Origin of the sequence: Micromonospora sp. NPDC048930 (genome assembly GCF_043197935.1) — a bacterium.
Taxonomy (GTDB): domain Bacteria; phylum Actinomycetota; class Actinomycetes; order Mycobacteriales; family Micromonosporaceae; genus Micromonospora.
The window spans coordinates 11,595-26,705 of record NZ_JBICUB010000015.1; the positions used below are offsets into that span (position 1 = coordinate 11,595).

Sequence of the window (15,111 nt, forward strand, 5' to 3'; positions counted from 1 at the left end):
CCATGATCAATATCTGGGGCGGGGGACGCGGCGGGCCGGTCAGCCCGAGGCGCCGCCGGTGAAGTTCCACGAGCCCAGCCGTACCGGCGGGCCCTCCCACCAGGCGCCGTCCACCCGGTCCGGCTGCCGCACGGGGATGCGGCCCAGCCCGAGCACCCGGCCCGGGCCCAGGGCCCGGGGGTACGACTCGGTGAACCGGAAGTCGCGGACCGCCCGGGTCGGCACGCCGTCCTCCACCAGCCAGACCCCGTTGCGGGTCAGCCCGGTGATGACCAGGCGCTTCGGGTCCAGCACCCGGGTGTACCAGAAGTCGGTGACCAGCAGGCCACGAGTCATCCCGCCCACCAGCGCGGCCGTGTCCGGGTCGGCGACCGCCCCGGTGACCCCGCCGCTCACCTGCTCGGCCGCCAGCGGCCCGCCGCCGGTCGGGCCGCCCGTCGCGGCGTCGGCCGCCGGCAGGAGACGGAGGTTGCGCGGGATCGGGCCGAACGTCGACCCGCCGACCATCCCGTGCCCGGTCGACCCGGTGCCCGCCTCGGCACCGCTGCGCCGGTCGTGCGCCACCGCCCGGGTGGTGCCCGCCTCGACCAGGGGCAACGCCCGGCGGGGCGTGCCCTCCAGGTCGTACGGCAGCCCGGAGCCGTGCAGCGGGTCGTCCACCAGGGTCACCGCCGGGTCGAACTGGGCCCCGCCCGGCTCGGCGAAGGACTGCCGTTCGGTGTACCGCTTGCCGTTGAAGCCGTACCAGGCCAGGTTCTGTAGCAGGTCGCCGACGGCGGCCGGTTCGAGCACCACCTCGTACCGGCCCGGGGGCAGCTCCACCGGGTCGGCCGCGGCCCGCGCCTTCGCCCCGGCCCGGGCGCCGAGCGCCGCGCCGTCGAGGTCGGCGAGCCGGTCGGCGCAGAGCCGGGCCACGCCGTCCGCCCCGCCGGTGCGCGCGATGCCGTCCATCGCCGCCTCGGCCGTCCGCCCTACCGCCGAGTGCCCGGCCGAGTTGGCGAACGCCCCCGACCGGTACGCCGTCCGGCAGTAGCCGGCCGCCTCCAGCCCCTCGACCGCGTCCACGAAGGCGCGCACCCGGGTGGCCCGCTCGTCCGGCGGGGCGTACGCGGTGGCCTCGTCGAACACGGCGGCCGGCGGGACCGGCGCGGGCGGGGTGAGCCCCGGCCAGGCCGGGTCGGGCGGGCAGAGCCGGGCGGCCGCCAGGGTCCGCTCGACCAGCGCGGTCAGCCCGGCGGCGTCGACCAGGCTGCCGCCGCCCGCCGCGGTGCGCCCGTCGGCGTGCAGCCGCAGCCGGACGGTGGTGCCCGACTCGGCGACGTTCTGGTGGATGAACGAGTTGGCGAACCGGGTCAGCGCCAGCTCGGACCGGGTCACCACCACCTCGGCCTGCGCGTCCGGCCCGGCGAGCCGGCGGACCAGCTCCACCACGCGGCCGGCGAGGTCCAGCTCGGTCATGCCCGCACCCCCACCCGTACGTTGCGGAAGCGGGCCGGGGCGGCCGGGTGGCCGGTGTGCCCGACCTGGCCGGGCTGCCCCTTCCCGCAGTTCGGTGTGCCCCACGGGACGATCTCCGCGGAGAGCATGTCCATCGAGCGCCAGAAGACCGGCCCGATTCCGGTGTACGTCGGGTTGCGCAGCATCCGCCCCCGCCGGCCCTTCTTCACCTCCCAGCCGATCTCGCAACCGAACTGGAAGTTGAGCCGCTTGTCGTCGATCGACCAGGAGCGGTTGACGTCCATCAGCACCCCGTCGTCGGTGGCGTCGATGATCTCGTCGAGGGTGTGCGGGCCGGGCTCCAGGCCCACATTGGTCATCCGCACCATCGGCAGCCGGGCCCAGCCGTCCGCCCGTACGCTGCCGCCGTAACCGAGACCGGCGACGGCGGCCGAGTCGCGGCCGGCGAGCACCCCCACCCAGCGGCCGGCGCGGACCGCGTCCCGCCGGACCGCCGGGGAGCCCTCGTCGTCGAAGCCGAAGCTGCCCAGCGCGCCGGGGATGGTCGGGTCGATGGTGATGTTCATCAGCTCGGAGCCGTAGCGCAGCGAGCCGAGCCGGCTCAGGTCCAGCCAGGAGGTGCCGGCGAAGGCGGCCTCCCAGCCGAGGATCCGGTCCAGCTCGATGGCGTGCCCGACCGACTCGTGGATCTGCAGGGCGAGCTGCTCGCCGCCGAGGATCAGGTCGGTCTCGCCGGCCGGGCACTCCGGGGCGGTGAGCAGCTCGCGGGACTCCTCGGCGATCCGCGCGGCGTGCGCGGCCAGGTCGAGCGAGGTGACCAGCTCCCAGCCGGTGGTGCCGTACTGCCCGCGGTAGCTCGGATAGGAGCGGCGCTGGGTCTCGCCGTCGCCGATCGAGGTGGCCGAGATGCCGCCGCCGCACTCCCGGATCCGCTGGTCGATCCGGTGCCCCTCGCTGGAGACGAACCACTTCGCGGTGTCCCAGATCTGGTAGAGCCCTTCGGCCAGGTCGGCGCCGTGCGCGCGCATGGTCTCCGTGGCCCGGACCAGCAGGTCGCCCTTGTCGGAGAGCGGCACGCCGAGCGGGTCCACGTCGCAGGCCGAGGCCCAGCTCGCCACCGCCGCCCCGACCGGGACCAGGTCGACCGCCGGGCCGGGGACCCGCGCGCTCGCGGTGGCGGTCGCCGCGGCCCGCCGGCCGGCCTCGCGCGCCGCGGCGTCCGACAACTCCGGTACGGCGTGGAAGCCCCAACTCGACCCGACCAGCGCCCGGACGCCCAGCCCGATGCTCTCGTCCTGGGTCAGCTCCTCGATGTCGCCGTTGCGCGCCGACATCGACTCGTAGCGGCGGTGCATCACCCGGGCATCCGCGTACCGGGCTCCCGCGTCGAGGGCGGCCTGGACGGCGGCGGCAGCCGCGTCGAACTCCGTCATGCGCCCGACCCTAGGCGAGCCGACCGGCATCCGTCAGGGGACGAGATCCTCTGGCCGGATCCTCGCCCGGAGTGGCTCAAGAAGCTCCAGCACCTCGCCCGGCTTCGTCACTGACAGCTCCCGGTAGTGCCGGCCCTGCCGCCGGTACAGGTGCAGCGTGCCGTTCTCCTGCTCGACGAGCAGGTACCACCCGATGCCGGCGGCGGCGTAGTAGTGCATCTTGAGCACCTTGTCGGTGGCGGCGTTGCTCGGCGAGATGATCTCGCAGACCAGCCGGACCGCACCCGCTTCGATGATGAGTTCGTCGAGGTCGACCGGCTCGGTGACGACGAGGTCGGGGATGGGGACGCGGCCGGGCCGGAGCCGCACGTTCACCGCCTCCAGCAGTTCCAGCCCCACGGCTTCGGCGGCCGCCTCGAGAATGTTGCCGAGCTTGCGTGAGATCCGCTGGTGCCGTGGCGTGGGGGCTGGCGTCACGTGAAGGCTCCCGTCGAAGAGTTCGACGCGCTGCTGCGTCTCGCCGAGGGCGAGGTACTCCTCTTCGGTCCACGGTCCGTCGTGGTCGAACACCGCCGCAGTCATGGTCACCTCCACCTCGTGCCGGCGGGAATCTTCACTTGGTCGCCGCACCCATGGTCGCACCTCACGTGCGACGACGCGGCGACGATGTCCAGCCACAAGCGCGAATGTCCAGGTGAGGACTGTTCAGGTCGGAAACCTAGTCGTTACGCTGTGGCCGCTGACAGGCCGCCGTTTGTAGCTTATTTTCGCCTCCAGAAGTTTGCTGTAGGTTCTCTTCGTCACCGAGGGGGAGGCGGTCATGGGCAGGTCGGAGACGGTGCCGTCCGGGGGACCGGACCGCCCCGAAGTGCCGGAGCAGCGCTCCGGCGAGGGCCCCTATCTGCAGGTCAGCGACCTGCGGGTGCGGTTCGACACCGAGGACGGCGTGGTCCGGGCCGTCGACGGGGTGTCCTTCTCGGTCGAGCGCGGGCGCACCCTCGGCATCGTGGGGGAGTCCGGCTCGGGCAAGAGCGTCACCTCGCTGGCGATTCTGGGTCTGCACAACGCTAAGCGCACGACCATCACCGGGGAGATCTCCGTCGGCGGCCGCCAGCTGGTCGGCCTGCCCGAGGAGGAGGTACGGCGGCTGCGCGGCCGGGACATGGCGATGATCTTCCAGGACCCGCTGTCGGCGCTGCACCCGTACTACACCGTGGGCCGGCAGATCGCCGAGGCGTACCGGGTGCACCACCCGAAGGCCGGCAAGCGGGAGGCGCGCACCAGAGCCGTCGACATGCTGGGGCGGGTGGGGATCCCGCAGCCGGCTAAGCGGTACGACCAGTACCCGCACGAGTTCTCCGGGGGCATGCGGCAGCGGGCGATGATCGCGATGGCCCTGGTCAACGACCCCGACCTGCTGATCGCCGACGAGCCGACCACCGCGCTGGACGTGACGGTGCAGGCGCAGATCCTGGACCTGCTGGCCGACCTGCAGGAGGAGTTCCGCTCGGCGATCATCCTGATCACCCACGACCTGGGGGTGGTCTCCCAGGTGGCCGACGACGTCCTCGTCATGTACGGCGGCCGGGCGGTCGAGCACGGGAGCGTGGAGCAGGTGCTGCGGCGACCGCAGCACCCGTACACCTGGGGTCTGCTGTCGAGCGTGCCGTCGCTGCACGGCGACGCCGACGCGGACCTGGTCCCGATCGCGGGCAACCCGCCCTCGCTGATCAACCTGCCGTCCGGCTGCGCCTTCCACCCGCGCTGCCGGTACGCCGGCCGCAACGGCGACCGGTCGCGCACCGAGGTGCCGGAGCTGGGCCCGGCGGGGGAGGCCGGGCACCTGGTCGCCTGCCACCTGCCGGCCGCCGAGCGCACCCGGCTCTACCAGCAGGACATCGCCCAGGTGGGAGTCGCCCAATGACCGAGCCGCTGTTGAAGGTGCGGGGCCTGACCAAGCACTTCCCGGTCCGTGACGGGTTCCGTGCCAGCGGGGCGGTCCGCGCGGTCGACGGCCTGGACTTCGACGTCCGGCCCGGCGAGACGCTGGGCCTGGTCGGGGAGTCCGGCTGCGGCAAGACGACCACCGGCCGGATGCTGGTCCGGCTGCTCGAACCGACCGCCGGCAGCATCGAGTTCGACGGCCGGGACATCACCCACCTGGGGCGGCGCGCGCTGCGGCCGTTGCGGCAGGACCTTCAGATCATCTTCCAGGACCCGTACGCGTCGTTGAACCCGCGCCACACCGTCGGCCGGATCGTCGCCATGCCGTTGCAGGTCAACGGGATCGACCCACCCGGCGGCATCAAGAAGCGGGTGCAGGAGCTGCTGGAACTGGTCGGGTTGAACCCGGAGCACTACAACCGCTACCCGCACGAGTTCTCCGGCGGGCAGCGCCAGCGCATCGGCATCGCCCGCGCCCTCGCCCTGCGCCCGAAGCTGATCGTCGCCGACGAGCCGGTCTCCGCGCTGGACGTCTCGATCCAGGCGCAGGTCATCAACCTGCTGCGGGACCTGCAACGCGACCTCGGCCTGGCCTTCGTGTTCATCGCCCACGACCTGGCCGTGGTCCGCCACTTCTGCCACCGGGTCGCCGTCATGTACCTCGGCAAGATCGTCGAGATCGGCGACCGCGACGACATCTACGAGCGGCCGCAGCACCCGTACACCCGGGCGTTGCTGTCCGCCATCCCCGACGTCACCACCCTCGGGCCGGCCGGCCGGATCCGGCTCACCGGGGACGTGCCCACCCCGCTCAACCCCCCGTCGGGCTGCCGCTTCCGCACCCGCTGCTGGAAGGCGCAGGACCGGTGCGCCGAGGAGGAGCCCGCGCTGGTCACCCGGGACGGCGGCAGGCAGCTCACCGCCTGCCACTTCCCTGAAACGGGAACGCTCGGCGCGGAGCCGGGAAGCGGGCCGGTGGGTGCCGGGAGCAGCGAGTCGCTGGAGGTGTCCGCCGTGAGCGCGAGGAGTGAGCCGGTGTTGCGAGCCCCGCAGTCGCGAACTGAGGAGGCACAGTGAGCCTGTCTCCCGTCGAGGGTGCGGCCCGCGCGGAGCTGGAGCCGGCCGCCGACCCGGTGACCACCGCCGAGAAGGGCATCGTCGGCCGGTCACCCGGCCAGCTCGCCTGGGCCCGGCTGCGCCGGGACCGCACGGCGATGGTCAGCGCCGGAGTGCTGGTGTTCCTCACCGTGCTCGCGCTCGCCGCGCCGCTGGTCTCCAAGCTGTACGGGGTCGGCCCGAACGAGCAGTTCCAGCAGCTCCTGGACGGCAACGGCATGCCGCTCGGCTACGTCGGCGGGATCACCGGCGACCACTGGTTCGGGCTGGAGCCGCGGCTGGGCCGGGACATCTTCATCCGGATGGTCTACGGCCTGCGCACGTCGCTGTTCATCGCGTTCGCCGCCGCCCTGGTCACCACCGCCATCGGCGTGGCGGCCGGCATCCTCGCCGGCTTCCTCGGCGGGCTCGTCGACACGGTGATCAGCTGGATCACCGACGTGGCGCTGGCCCTGCCGTTCCTCATCTTCGCCCTCGCCGTGGTGCCGACCGCCTCGCTGCGCTTCTACGGGCCCCGGGAGGAGGTGCCGCCGGCGTTCCAGGTGGCCGTGCTCATCGCCATCTTCGCCGCGTTCGGCTGGACGAGCACGGCCCGGCTGGTCCGCGGCCAGGTGATCTCGCTACGCGAACGGGAGTTCGTGGAGGCGGCCCGGGCCAGCGGCGCGGGGCTGGGGCACATGCTCTTCCGGCAGCTCCTGCCCAACCTCTGGGCGCCGATCCTGGTCGCCTTCTCGCTGGCCGTGCCGCAGTACATCACCGGCGAGGCGGCGCTGTCCTTCCTCGGCATCGGCATCCTCGAACCCACCGCCGACTTCGGCCGGATGATCTTCCAGAGCATCCCGTACCTGCAGACCGACCCGGCGTACGTGTTCTTCCCCGGCGTCACGATCTTCGTGCTCGTGCTCGCCTTCAACCTGCTCGGCGACGCGCTGCGTGACGCGCTCGACCCGAAGTCGTCCCGGTAGGCGGTGGACTGTCATGACGCGATTCCTGGTACGCCGGCTGCTGGCCGCGGTGCTCACCCTCTTCGCGGTGAGCGTGCTCAGCTTCCTGATGTTCTTCGGGCTGCCCCGTGACCCGGTCAGTGGCATGTGCCCGAAGAACTGCAACGCGGAACGACTGGAGCGGGTCCGGCAGGAGCTGGGCCTGAGCGACCCGCTGCCGGAGCAGTACGCGAACTACATGAAGGGCATCGTCACCGGGCGCGACCTGGGCAGCTCGCAGGGCGGCCGGTGCGACGCCCCCTGCCTCGGCTACTCGTACGTCAACAGCGAGGCGGTCACCGACACCCTCGCCCGGGTGCTGCCGGTGACGCTGAGCATCGTCATCCCGGCGGCGGTGCTCTGGCTGGTGCTCGGCGTCGGGCTGGGCATGATATCCGCGCTGAAACGCGGCACCGTGCTGGACCGGCTGGCCATCGGCTTCTCGCTGGCCGGCGCCTCGATGCAGCTCTACTTCGTCGGCGCGGTGCTGCTGCTGATCTTCACGTACAACCTGCGGATCACGCCGGTCCCGAGCTACACCTCCATCTTCGACAACCCGGTGAAGTGGGCCAGCGGGCTCGTCCTGGCCTGGATCTGTCTGGCCTTCCTCTTCTCCGCGATCTACGCCCGGCTGTCCCGGGCGCAGATGCTGGAGACGCTGTCGGAGGACTTCGTCCGCACCGCGCGGGCCAAGGGCCTGGCCAAACCCAAGGTGTACGGGCGGCACGCGCTGCGCGCGGCGATCACGCCGATCGTCACCATCGCCGGCCTGGACGTGGGCAGCGCGCTCGGTGGCACGGTGATCACCGAGACCACCTTCGGCATCCAGGGGCTCGGTCGGACCGCGGTGGACGCGGTCCGCTCGGGCGACCTGCCGACCATCATGGCCACCGTGCTGATCTCGGCGGTCTTCATCGTGGTCGCCAACATCGTGGTCGACGTGCTGTACGCCGCCATCGATCCCCGGGTCCGGTTGCGATAGCGCAACGGCCCCGGTCAGGGCATGGAGAAATCCACCGCCCTCTGTTACACAAACCGTAGTTTTCCTACGTCGTCTGACGAGGCTCCAGACAGGGAGGAGGCGCAGATGCGCCTGAAGAGGGCAACCGCCGCGGGCGGCGCACTCGCACTGCTCGTGGTGATGGGGGCGTGCAGTGAGAACAAGGGCACCGGTGGCAACACCGGCGCCGACCGGGTGCAGAGCGGAACGATCGCCACCGACCCGAAGGACTCGCTGGGCCCGGCCCCCGAGGTCCCGGGCGCGGCCAAGGGCGGCACGTTCCGGGTGATCCGCGAGACCAAGATCTCGCACATGGACCCGCAGCGGGTCTACTCGTTCGCCGGCCTGATGAACGCCCCGCTGTACGCCCGCTTCCTGACCACGTTCAAGGACGACGGCTCCGGCAAGGTGACCCTGGTCGGTGACCTCGCCGAGACTCCGGGCACGGACGTCAACAAGGACTGCAAGGTCTGGGAATTCAAGATCAAGGACGGGGTGAAGTTCGAGGACGGCAGCCCGATCACCTCCAAGGAGATCGCGTACGGCATCGCCCGCTCCTTCGACCCCGACCTCACCGGCGGCCCGACCTACCTGCAGGAGTGGCTCGCCAACGACCCGCAGTACGACACCAAGTGGAACTTCAAGGCGAACAAGACCTCGCTCCCGCCGGGCCTGAGCACGCCGGACGCGAAGACGCTGAAGTTCGAGTTCGCCAAGCCGCACTGCGACCTGCCGTTCGCCGCGTCGCTGCCGTACACCGCTCCGCTCAAGCCGGAGAAGGACACCGGGGTCAACCTGGACAACCAGCCCTTCTCCTCCGGGCCGTACAAGATCACCAAGAACACTGCCGGTGTCGAGGTGGTCATGGAGCGGAACGAGAACTGGGACCCGAAGACCGACCCGGTGCGGCACGCGTACCCGGACAAGATCGTCTGGACCTTCGGTCCGGACGCCGAGGCGGGCGCCAACCGGGTGATCGCCGACAACGGTGACGACCAGGCGGCGCTGGCCTGGAACGGTGTGCCCTCCTCGCTGGTCGCCCGGGTCACCGGCGACGCGACCCTCCAGCAGCGGTCGGTGCGCGGCCAGACCCCGAGCCTGTGGCGGCTCACCATCAACACGCAGCGGGTCACCGACCTGTCGGTCCGGCAGGCGCTGAACTACGCGATCGACCGGGACGGCTTCATCAAGGCGTACGGCGGTGAGGCCAGCGCCAAGGCGGTCACCACCCTGATGCCGCCGTCGACCATCGGCTGGCAGAACTACGACGCCTACCCGGCGGGCCCGAACGGCAACGCGGAGAAGGCCAAGGAACTGCTCGCCGGCAAGACCCCCGAGCTGGTGCTCGGCATGAGCGACGACTCGCCGGAGCTGGCCACCCAGCTCAAGACCAACCTGGAGCGGGCCGGCTTCAAGATCACCGTCAAGATGATCCCGACCGACGCCAAGCTCGACGAGGTCGGCAAGAAGAACAACCCGTACGACATCTGGACCGACCAGTGGGCCGCCGACTGGCCCAGCGGCGCCGCGATCCTTCCGGTGCTCTACGACGGCCGCGCCATCAAGGCGGAGAACAACAGCAACACCTCGTACGTCAACAGCGACGCCATCAACAAGGAGTTCGACCGGGTGCTCGCCATGCCCGCCGCCGACCAGGGCCCGGAGTGGGCCAAGCTGGACAAGCGGATCATGACCGAGCTGGCCCCGGCCGTGCCGCTCTTCGTCGAGCAGGGCTACTACCTGCACGGCTCGAAGGTGGGCGGGATCTACCTGTCCAGCATCTTCGGCTACCCGGCACTGATCAACGCCTACGTGAAGCAGTGACCCGGCAGTGAGCTGGAGGCCCCGGTCGACAACGGCGTCGACCGGGGCCTTCCCCGTTGCGGGCGCGGGCTCTCACAGGTGCCGGCGCAGGAAGTCCAGCTCCAGCCGGAGCAGGCGCTCGGCCACCCCGCCGGCCGCCATGTGGCTGGCCCCGGTCAGCGGCAGCACCGCGTGCGGCCGACCGGCGGCCAGCAGCGCCGCCGAGAGCCGCAGCGTGTGCGCGGCCACCACGTTGTCGTCGACCAGCCCGTGCACCAGCAGCATCGGCCGGGCCTGCGCCGGGTCGCCGACCGGCTCGGCGGCCAGCTCCACCAGCGAGTGGTGGGCGTAGACGTCCATCCCGTCGTCCGGCATGCCCAGGTAGCGCTCGCTGTACGCGGTGTCGTACAGGGTCCAGTCGGTGACCGGGGCGCCGACGATCGCGCAGCGGAACAGCTCCGGGTGGCGGAGCACCGCCAGCCCGGCCAGCCAGCCGCCGAACGACCAGCCCCGTACCGCCACCCGTGCCAGGTCCAGGTCCGGGTGCTTGCCGGCGAGCGCGGTCAACGCGTCCACCTGGTCGGCCAGGATCACGTCGGCCAGCCGCCGGTGGATGGCCTTCTCGAACGACGGGGCGATGCCCGGGGTGCCCCGGTTGTCGACGGTCACCACCGCGAACCCCCGGTCCGCCCACCACTGCCGCTCCAGCCAGGCGGCCCGCGTGGCGACCACCTCCTGGTGGCCCGGACCGCCGTAGACGTCCAGCAGCACCGGCAGCTTCGTGCCCTTCACGTGGTCGGTCGGGTAGAGCACCGCGCTCGGCAGCCGCCGGTCGGTCACCCGGACCAGCAGCGGCCGGGGCGCGTACGGCGGGTTCGCGGCCAGCGAGCGCAGCTCGCCCACCTCCCGGTCGCCGTGCCACACCCGCCAGCAGGTGCCCGCGAGCTCCAGCGAGGCCATCCCGACCACCAGGGTCGCGCCGCCGATCGCGGCGGTGTGCCAGCCCGGGTCGCTGCCCATCCGCCGGGCGTCCACCCCGCCGCCGATCACCGTCCGGACCCGGTAGAGGTGGCGCTGGCTCGGCTCACCCTCGCTCGCCTCCACCAGCAGGTCCGCCGGGGCGCCGCCGCCGGCCGGCAGTCGCCCCACCACCCGGCGCACGTAGAGCGAGGGCGGGGTGAGCAGCGTGCCGTCGGCGAACAGGCAGCGGGCGTCGTACCCGTCGTGGGCCAGCTCGCCGCCGACCAGCACCCGGCCGTCGGGCAGGTGCGCCGGGGTGCCGGGGATCGGCTCCACCCAGCGCGGGTCGGCCAGCTCGGCGTGCACCTGGGTCTCCCCGGTACGCGGATCCACCGCGAGCACCAGGCCGTGCTGCTGCGAGCGGCGCAGCACGGTGATCAGCGGCCCGCCGTCCGCCCAGCTCACCGAGGTCAGGTAGGGATAGGTCTCCCGGTCCCAGTGCACGTCGACCCAGCCGCCGTCGAGGTCGAGCAGGTGCAGGCTGACCTCCGCGTTCGGGCCGCCCGCCCGGGGGTACGCGACCGTCGTCGGCGCGCTCTCCGGGTCCGCCGGGTCGTGCAGGTGCCACCGGACCAGCCGCGACTCGTCGACCCGGGCGGCCAGCACCGAGCGCCCGTCCGGCGCCCACCAGTAGCCCCGGTACCGGTGGAACTCCTCGGCCGCGATGTGCTCGGCGAGCCCCCAGGTCACGCCGCTGTCCTCGCCGGCGAGGAGGTTGTCCGTGCCGTCCGGCTCCACCACCCGCAACTGGCCCCGGCGGACCCCCTCGGCGGCGTCGGTGACGTACGCCAGCCGCTCGCCGGTCGGGTCGGGGCGCGGGTCGATCACCGGGCCGACCGCGGCCACCTCGACCACGTCCCCGTGCACCAGGTCGGCCCGGAACAGCCGGCCGGCCAGGGCGAACGCGGCCACCCGGCCGGCCGCGTCCAGGGCGTACGAGCCGATGCCGGCGGAGGCCAGCCGCAGCCGCTCGCGCAGCGCCCGCTCACCCGGCGCCAGCGCCGCCGGATCGCCGTCCGACCCGAGCAGCACTCCCGGGTCGGCGACCAGCCGCTCCTCGCCGGAGGCGACGTCGAGCAGCCAGAGCGCGTCGGCCGGGTCCTCCGGCCCGGAGGAGCGCAGGAAGACCACCCGGGAGCCGTCGTCCGCGACGGAGACGGCGCGCGGCGCCCCGTGGCTGAACCGACGGGTACGGGCGGCCAGCTCGGGAAAGTCCACGCCTCGGATCGTAGGCTCGGCCCGGGCGTGATGTGGCCGACCTGCGGGGACGCGTAACCCTTGGTGGGACAGGACCGCCGGTTAGAGTGACGGTCGTGACGACGCTGCCCGATCGACGCCTCCTGCTGGTCCACGCGCACCCCGACGACGAGTCCATCGGCACCGGCGCGACGATGGCGCACTACGCCGCCACCGGCGCCCACGTCACCCTGGTCACCTGCACGCTGGGGGAGGAGGGCGAGATCCACGTACCGGAGCTGGCCCAGCTCGCGGCCGCCGAGGCAGACCAGCTCGGCGGGTACCGGATCGGCGAGCTGGCCGCCGCCTGCGCCGCGCTGGGCGTCACCGACCACCGCTTCCTCGGCGGCGCCGGCCGGTACCGCGACTCCGGGATGATGGGCCTCGCCACCAACGAGCACCCCCGGGCCTTCTGGCAGGCCGACCTCGACGAGGCCGCCGGCCACCTGGTGGCGGTCATCCGCCAGGTCCGCCCGCAGGTCATGATCACGTACGACCCGAACGGCTTCTACGGCCACCCGGACCACATCCAGGCGCACCGGGTCGCGATGCGGGCGCATCAGCTGGCCGACGAGGAGGGCATCGCGCCGGCCAAGGTCTACTGGACGGCCATGCCGCGCAGCGTGCTGGAGGCCGGGCTGAACCACTTCGTGGAGACCTCCGACAACCCCTTCGCAGGCATCGAGAGCGCCGACGAGCTGCCCTTCGGCACCCCCGACCCGGAGATCGCCGCCCGGATCGACGCCACCGAGCACCATGCCGCCAAGGAGGCGGCGATGCGGGCGCACGCCACCCAGATCCCGGCCACCTCCTGGCTCTACTCGATCGCCGGCAACTTCGGCGCCGAGTTCATGGGCGTGGAGTACTTCACCCTCGCGGTCGGCGAGAAGGGCCCGGGCAACGGCCCGTACGGCTGGGAGGACGACCTCTTCGCCGGGTTGGCGCTGGACGGGCCGGACCGGTCCCCGGTCGCGGCGGCCGGCCTCCGGTGACGCTGCCGGCCGTACCGATGTCGGTCGCCCCCGAGCAGCAGCCGGCCGCGCCGCCCGAGCGGCCGCGGCCGGCGCTCGGCGTCGCGCTGCGGGTCGCCGGTGGCGTGGTGGCGGTCTGGGCGGGTGTGCTCGCCGCGGTGCTGGAGCTGATCTTCGCCACCGGGGCCTGGGAGCTGGTCAAGGGCCAGTCCGACGGCCTGTCCAAGACGTTGGTGGGCGGTTCCGCCGCGCTGGGTGGGGTCGCCGGGGTGGTCGCGCTGACCGTGCTGCTCGGCTGGTTCGCGCACGCCGCCGTCGGCACCCGGTGGGCGGCGGCGCTGGCCGGCCTGCCCTGGTTCGTGGTGATCGTCGCGGGCGGTTTCCGGACCACCGAGGGGGATCTCGCGCTCACCGGTGACAACGTGCTGGGCCTGGGTTTGGTGGTGGCGGGCGCGGTCACCTTCGCCGTGGTGGGCTTCCGGCAACTGGTGCTGCCACCGGCCGCGCGGTGAGGGTGCAGACGGCGCACAGCTCGCGGTGGTACATATTCCTGCCAGGAGAGTCCGCCGTCGGGGCGGGCGTACGGCGGGAGGCGTGCGATGAAGGAGCGGTGGCGCGCGATCGGCGTGCTGGCGGCGGCGCTGTTCGTGGTCAACGTGGCGGCCCGGTTGGTCATCCGATTCGGCTTCCCGGACGACGACGCCGCCGCGGACCGGGTCTCCTGGCTGATGTTCGTGGTGATCGGGCTGGTCCTCGCCGTGATGGCGTTCCGCTGGGGCGGCGACCGGCCGGTGGGCCGGTGGGCCGCCGACCTGGGCGCGGCGGTGGCGGTGGCGCTGGCGCTGACCGTGTTCGTCGGTCCGCTGCTGGTCGGGGAGAACCCGTTCGGCGGCGGCGCGGGGCTCTTCTTCGCCCAGATCTGGCTCTACCTGGCCGCCACGCTGGCCGGGGTGCTGGTGGGCTTCCTGACCCTCACCGCGCTCGGCAAGGACTACCGCTCCCAGCAGCTCAAGCGGTACGCCGAGCTGAAGGCGGCGAAGCCGCGCAAGGTGGTCCGCCGCTGAGGCGGGCCGCCGGCTCGCCGGCGTGGCGGTTCCGGGGCCATCCGGGCACCGATCGCGTGGCCGGGGATCAGCCCGGCGCCACCCGGGTCAGGTAGGTGTGGTGGGTGGTGAAGCCCAGGCCCCGGTAGAGGGCCACGGCCGGGGTGTTGCGCTGCTCGACCTGGAGGAAGGCGTGCGTCGCACCCTCGGCCCGGCCCCAGTCGGCCAGGGCGCGGATCAGCCGGCCGGCGAGCCCGTGCCGGCGGGCCTCCGGCAGCACCTCGATCAGGGTCAGGCCGAGCCAGCGCCCCGGCCCGGTCACCGTGCCACGGCCGACGGCGACCAGCCGGCCGTCCGCGTGGACGCCGGCGAAGCGGACCTGTTCCACGGCGGTGAGCACGTGCCGGGCGGCGTCCGGCAGGCCGCCCTTGCGACCGGCGGCGATCGCGAGCCAGTCCTCGGAGGGTGCGGTGGCCAGCTCGACCGGCGGCTGGTCGGCCCGCCCGGGCGGGGCGGGCGGCAGCGCGGCGAGCGGCACGGTCTGCACCAGCACCGGCGGCCGGCTGTCCCAGCCCCGGGCGTCCAGTTCCGCGCCGACCGGCGCGGCGAGCGGCAGCGGGGTGTTCACCAGGGCCGGCTGCCCGTGGTCGGCGTACCAGCGCTCGACCGCGTCCAGCGCGGCGGGCAGCGGGCGGTCCGGATCCCCGACCGGCAGCGCCGAGTTGGCCCGGCCGGTCCAGCCCGCCGCGGCGCGCAGCAGCCAGTCGCCGAGCCGTCCGCGTACCGGGGCGGGCCACGCCTCGTCGGCGGCGAGTTCGAGGGCGATCACCGCGGCGGCGGTCGGCCGGCGGGCCGGCGGCACCCGCTTGGCCCGGTGGACCTCCCCTATCGGCACCCGGAGCCGACCCCTGTCGGTGGCCAGAGTGATGTGGCTCTCGCTCAGCTCGACGAGCTCCCCGAGGGCGTCGGTGAACAGCGGCCGGCCTTCGCGAATCCCCACAATCCGGCGGACCACGATCCGGTGTCCCACGTCCTGCTGTCGGAGCACGATCGACCTCCTCCCCGCCGAGATACTAGGCTCTTACCGGTCGCGGTGATCGCGAC

General features: G+C 73.0%; 13 protein-coding genes. 8 read left to right on the plus strand and 5 right to left on the minus strand.

Translation table 11 applies throughout. The annotated features are described in order from the left end of the window. Window positions 1–39: 39 nt before the first annotated feature. The 3 genes from ACGFI9_RS29715 to ACGFI9_RS29725 are packed head-to-tail and all read right to left on the minus strand — an operon-like array spanning window position 40 to window position 3,473. Window positions 40–1,458: a TldD/PmbA family protein gene (locus tag ACGFI9_RS29715; protein ID WP_393183137.1), complete on the minus strand. Its 1,419-nt coding sequence runs from the start codon at window positions 1,456–1,458 to the stop codon at window positions 40–42. Further along, window positions 1,455–2,891, minus strand: a complete 1,437-nt coding sequence (locus tag ACGFI9_RS29720; RefSeq protein ID WP_393183139.1) for a TldD/PmbA family protein — start codon at window positions 2,889–2,891, stop codon at window positions 1,455–1,457. The genes ACGFI9_RS29715 and ACGFI9_RS29720 overlap by 4 nt, the downstream gene beginning before the upstream one ends. Window positions 2,892–2,924: 33 nt before the next feature. Next, window positions 2,925–3,473: a Uma2 family endonuclease gene (locus tag ACGFI9_RS29725; RefSeq protein ID WP_393183141.1), complete on the minus strand. Its 549-nt coding sequence runs from the start codon at window positions 3,471–3,473 to the stop codon at window positions 2,925–2,927. Between the two features lie 238 nt (window positions 3,474–3,711). Here ACGFI9_RS29725 and ACGFI9_RS29730 point away from each other — a divergent pair, with 238 nt between their 5' ends. From ACGFI9_RS29730 to ACGFI9_RS29750, 5 genes are all read left to right on the plus strand, one after another. Beyond that, window positions 3,712–4,815 carry an ABC transporter ATP-binding protein gene (locus ACGFI9_RS29730; RefSeq protein WP_393183143.1) on the plus strand — a complete coding sequence of 368 codons (1,104 nt, stop codon included), beginning with the start codon at window positions 3,712–3,714 and terminating at the stop codon, window positions 4,813–4,815. Then, the gene (locus tag ACGFI9_RS29735) at window positions 4,812–5,912 is read left to right on the plus strand and encodes an ABC transporter ATP-binding protein (RefSeq protein ID WP_393183145.1); all 1,101 of its coding nucleotides are present in this window, start codon (window positions 4,812–4,814) and stop codon (window positions 5,910–5,912) included. Before ACGFI9_RS29730 ends, ACGFI9_RS29735 begins: the two co-directional genes overlap by 4 nt. Next, window positions 5,909–6,916: an ABC transporter permease gene (locus ACGFI9_RS29740; protein WP_393183147.1), complete on the plus strand. Its 1,008-nt coding sequence runs from the start codon at window positions 5,909–5,911 to the stop codon at window positions 6,914–6,916. The genes ACGFI9_RS29735 and ACGFI9_RS29740 overlap by 4 nt, the downstream gene beginning before the upstream one ends. Window positions 6,917–6,929: 13 nt before the next feature. Then, entirely contained in the window at window positions 6,930–7,916 is a 987-nt protein-coding gene (locus ACGFI9_RS29745; protein ID WP_393183149.1) for an ABC transporter permease, read from the plus strand. A 105-nt stretch (window positions 7,917–8,021) separates the two neighbouring features. Beyond that, on the plus strand, window positions 8,022–9,758 hold the full coding sequence (locus ACGFI9_RS29750) for an ABC transporter substrate-binding protein (protein WP_393183150.1): 1,737 nt from the start codon (window positions 8,022–8,024) through the stop codon (window positions 9,756–9,758). Between the two features lie 72 nt (window positions 9,759–9,830). Here ACGFI9_RS29750 and ACGFI9_RS29755 read toward each other — a convergent pair whose 3' ends face one another. Beyond that, window positions 9,831–11,975 carry a prolyl oligopeptidase family serine peptidase gene (locus ACGFI9_RS29755; protein WP_393183152.1) on the minus strand — a complete coding sequence of 715 codons (2,145 nt, stop codon included), beginning with the start codon at window positions 11,973–11,975 and terminating at the stop codon, window positions 9,831–9,833. Between the two features lie 86 nt (window positions 11,976–12,061). Here ACGFI9_RS29755 and mshB point away from each other — a divergent pair, with 86 nt between their 5' ends. The 3 genes from mshB (at window position 12,062) to ACGFI9_RS29770 (ending at window position 14,028) form a co-directional block, all read left to right on the plus strand. Beyond that, window positions 12,062–12,985 (plus strand): N-acetyl-1-D-myo-inositol-2-amino-2-deoxy-alpha-D-glucopyranoside deacetylase, encoded by a 924-nt coding sequence (gene mshB / locus ACGFI9_RS29760; protein ID WP_393183154.1) that lies wholly within the window; start codon window positions 12,062–12,064, stop codon window positions 12,983–12,985. Between the two features lie 17 nt (window positions 12,986–13,002). Next, a complete protein-coding gene (locus ACGFI9_RS29765) occupies window positions 13,003–13,476 on the plus strand; it encodes a hypothetical protein (protein ID WP_393183156.1) in 474 nt (157 codons plus the stop codon). An 87-nt stretch (window positions 13,477–13,563) separates the two neighbouring features. Beyond that, window positions 13,564–14,028, plus strand: coding sequence for a hypothetical protein (locus ACGFI9_RS29770; protein ID WP_393183158.1), 465 nt, complete (start codon window positions 13,564–13,566; stop codon window positions 14,026–14,028). A gap of 67 nt (window positions 14,029–14,095) precedes the next feature. On the opposite strand, the gene ACGFI9_RS29775 is transcribed toward ACGFI9_RS29770, so the two are convergent. Next, a complete protein-coding gene (locus ACGFI9_RS29775) occupies window positions 14,096–15,055 on the minus strand; it encodes a GNAT family N-acetyltransferase (protein WP_393183159.1) in 960 nt (319 codons plus the stop codon). Between the last annotated feature and the right edge of the window lie 56 nt (window positions 15,056–15,111).

Coding starts and splice junctions, on each gene's coding strand:
- ACGFI9_RS29715 (WP_393183137.1), bottom strand. CDS start 1,458: ATGACCGAGCTGGACCTCGCCGGCCGCGTGGTGGAGCTGGTCCGCCGG.
- ACGFI9_RS29720 (WP_393183139.1), bottom strand. CDS start 2,891: ATGACGGAGTTCGACGCGGCTGCCGCCGCCGTCCAGGCCGCCCTCGAC.
- ACGFI9_RS29725 (WP_393183141.1), bottom strand. CDS start 3,473: ATGACTGCGGCGGTGTTCGACCACGACGGACCGTGGACCGAAGAGGAG.
- ACGFI9_RS29730 (WP_393183143.1), top strand. CDS start 3,712: ATGGGCAGGTCGGAGACGGTGCCGTCCGGGGGACCGGACCGCCCCGAA.
- ACGFI9_RS29735 (WP_393183145.1), top strand. CDS start 4,812: ATGACCGAGCCGCTGTTGAAGGTGCGGGGCCTGACCAAGCACTTCCCG.
- ACGFI9_RS29745 (WP_393183149.1), top strand. CDS start 6,930: ATGACGCGATTCCTGGTACGCCGGCTGCTGGCCGCGGTGCTCACCCTC.
- ACGFI9_RS29750 (WP_393183150.1), top strand. CDS start 8,022: ATGCGCCTGAAGAGGGCAACCGCCGCGGGCGGCGCACTCGCACTGCTC.
- ACGFI9_RS29765 (WP_393183156.1), top strand. CDS start 13,003: ATGTCGGTCGCCCCCGAGCAGCAGCCGGCCGCGCCGCCCGAGCGGCCG.
- ACGFI9_RS29770 (WP_393183158.1), top strand. CDS start 13,564: ATGAAGGAGCGGTGGCGCGCGATCGGCGTGCTGGCGGCGGCGCTGTTC.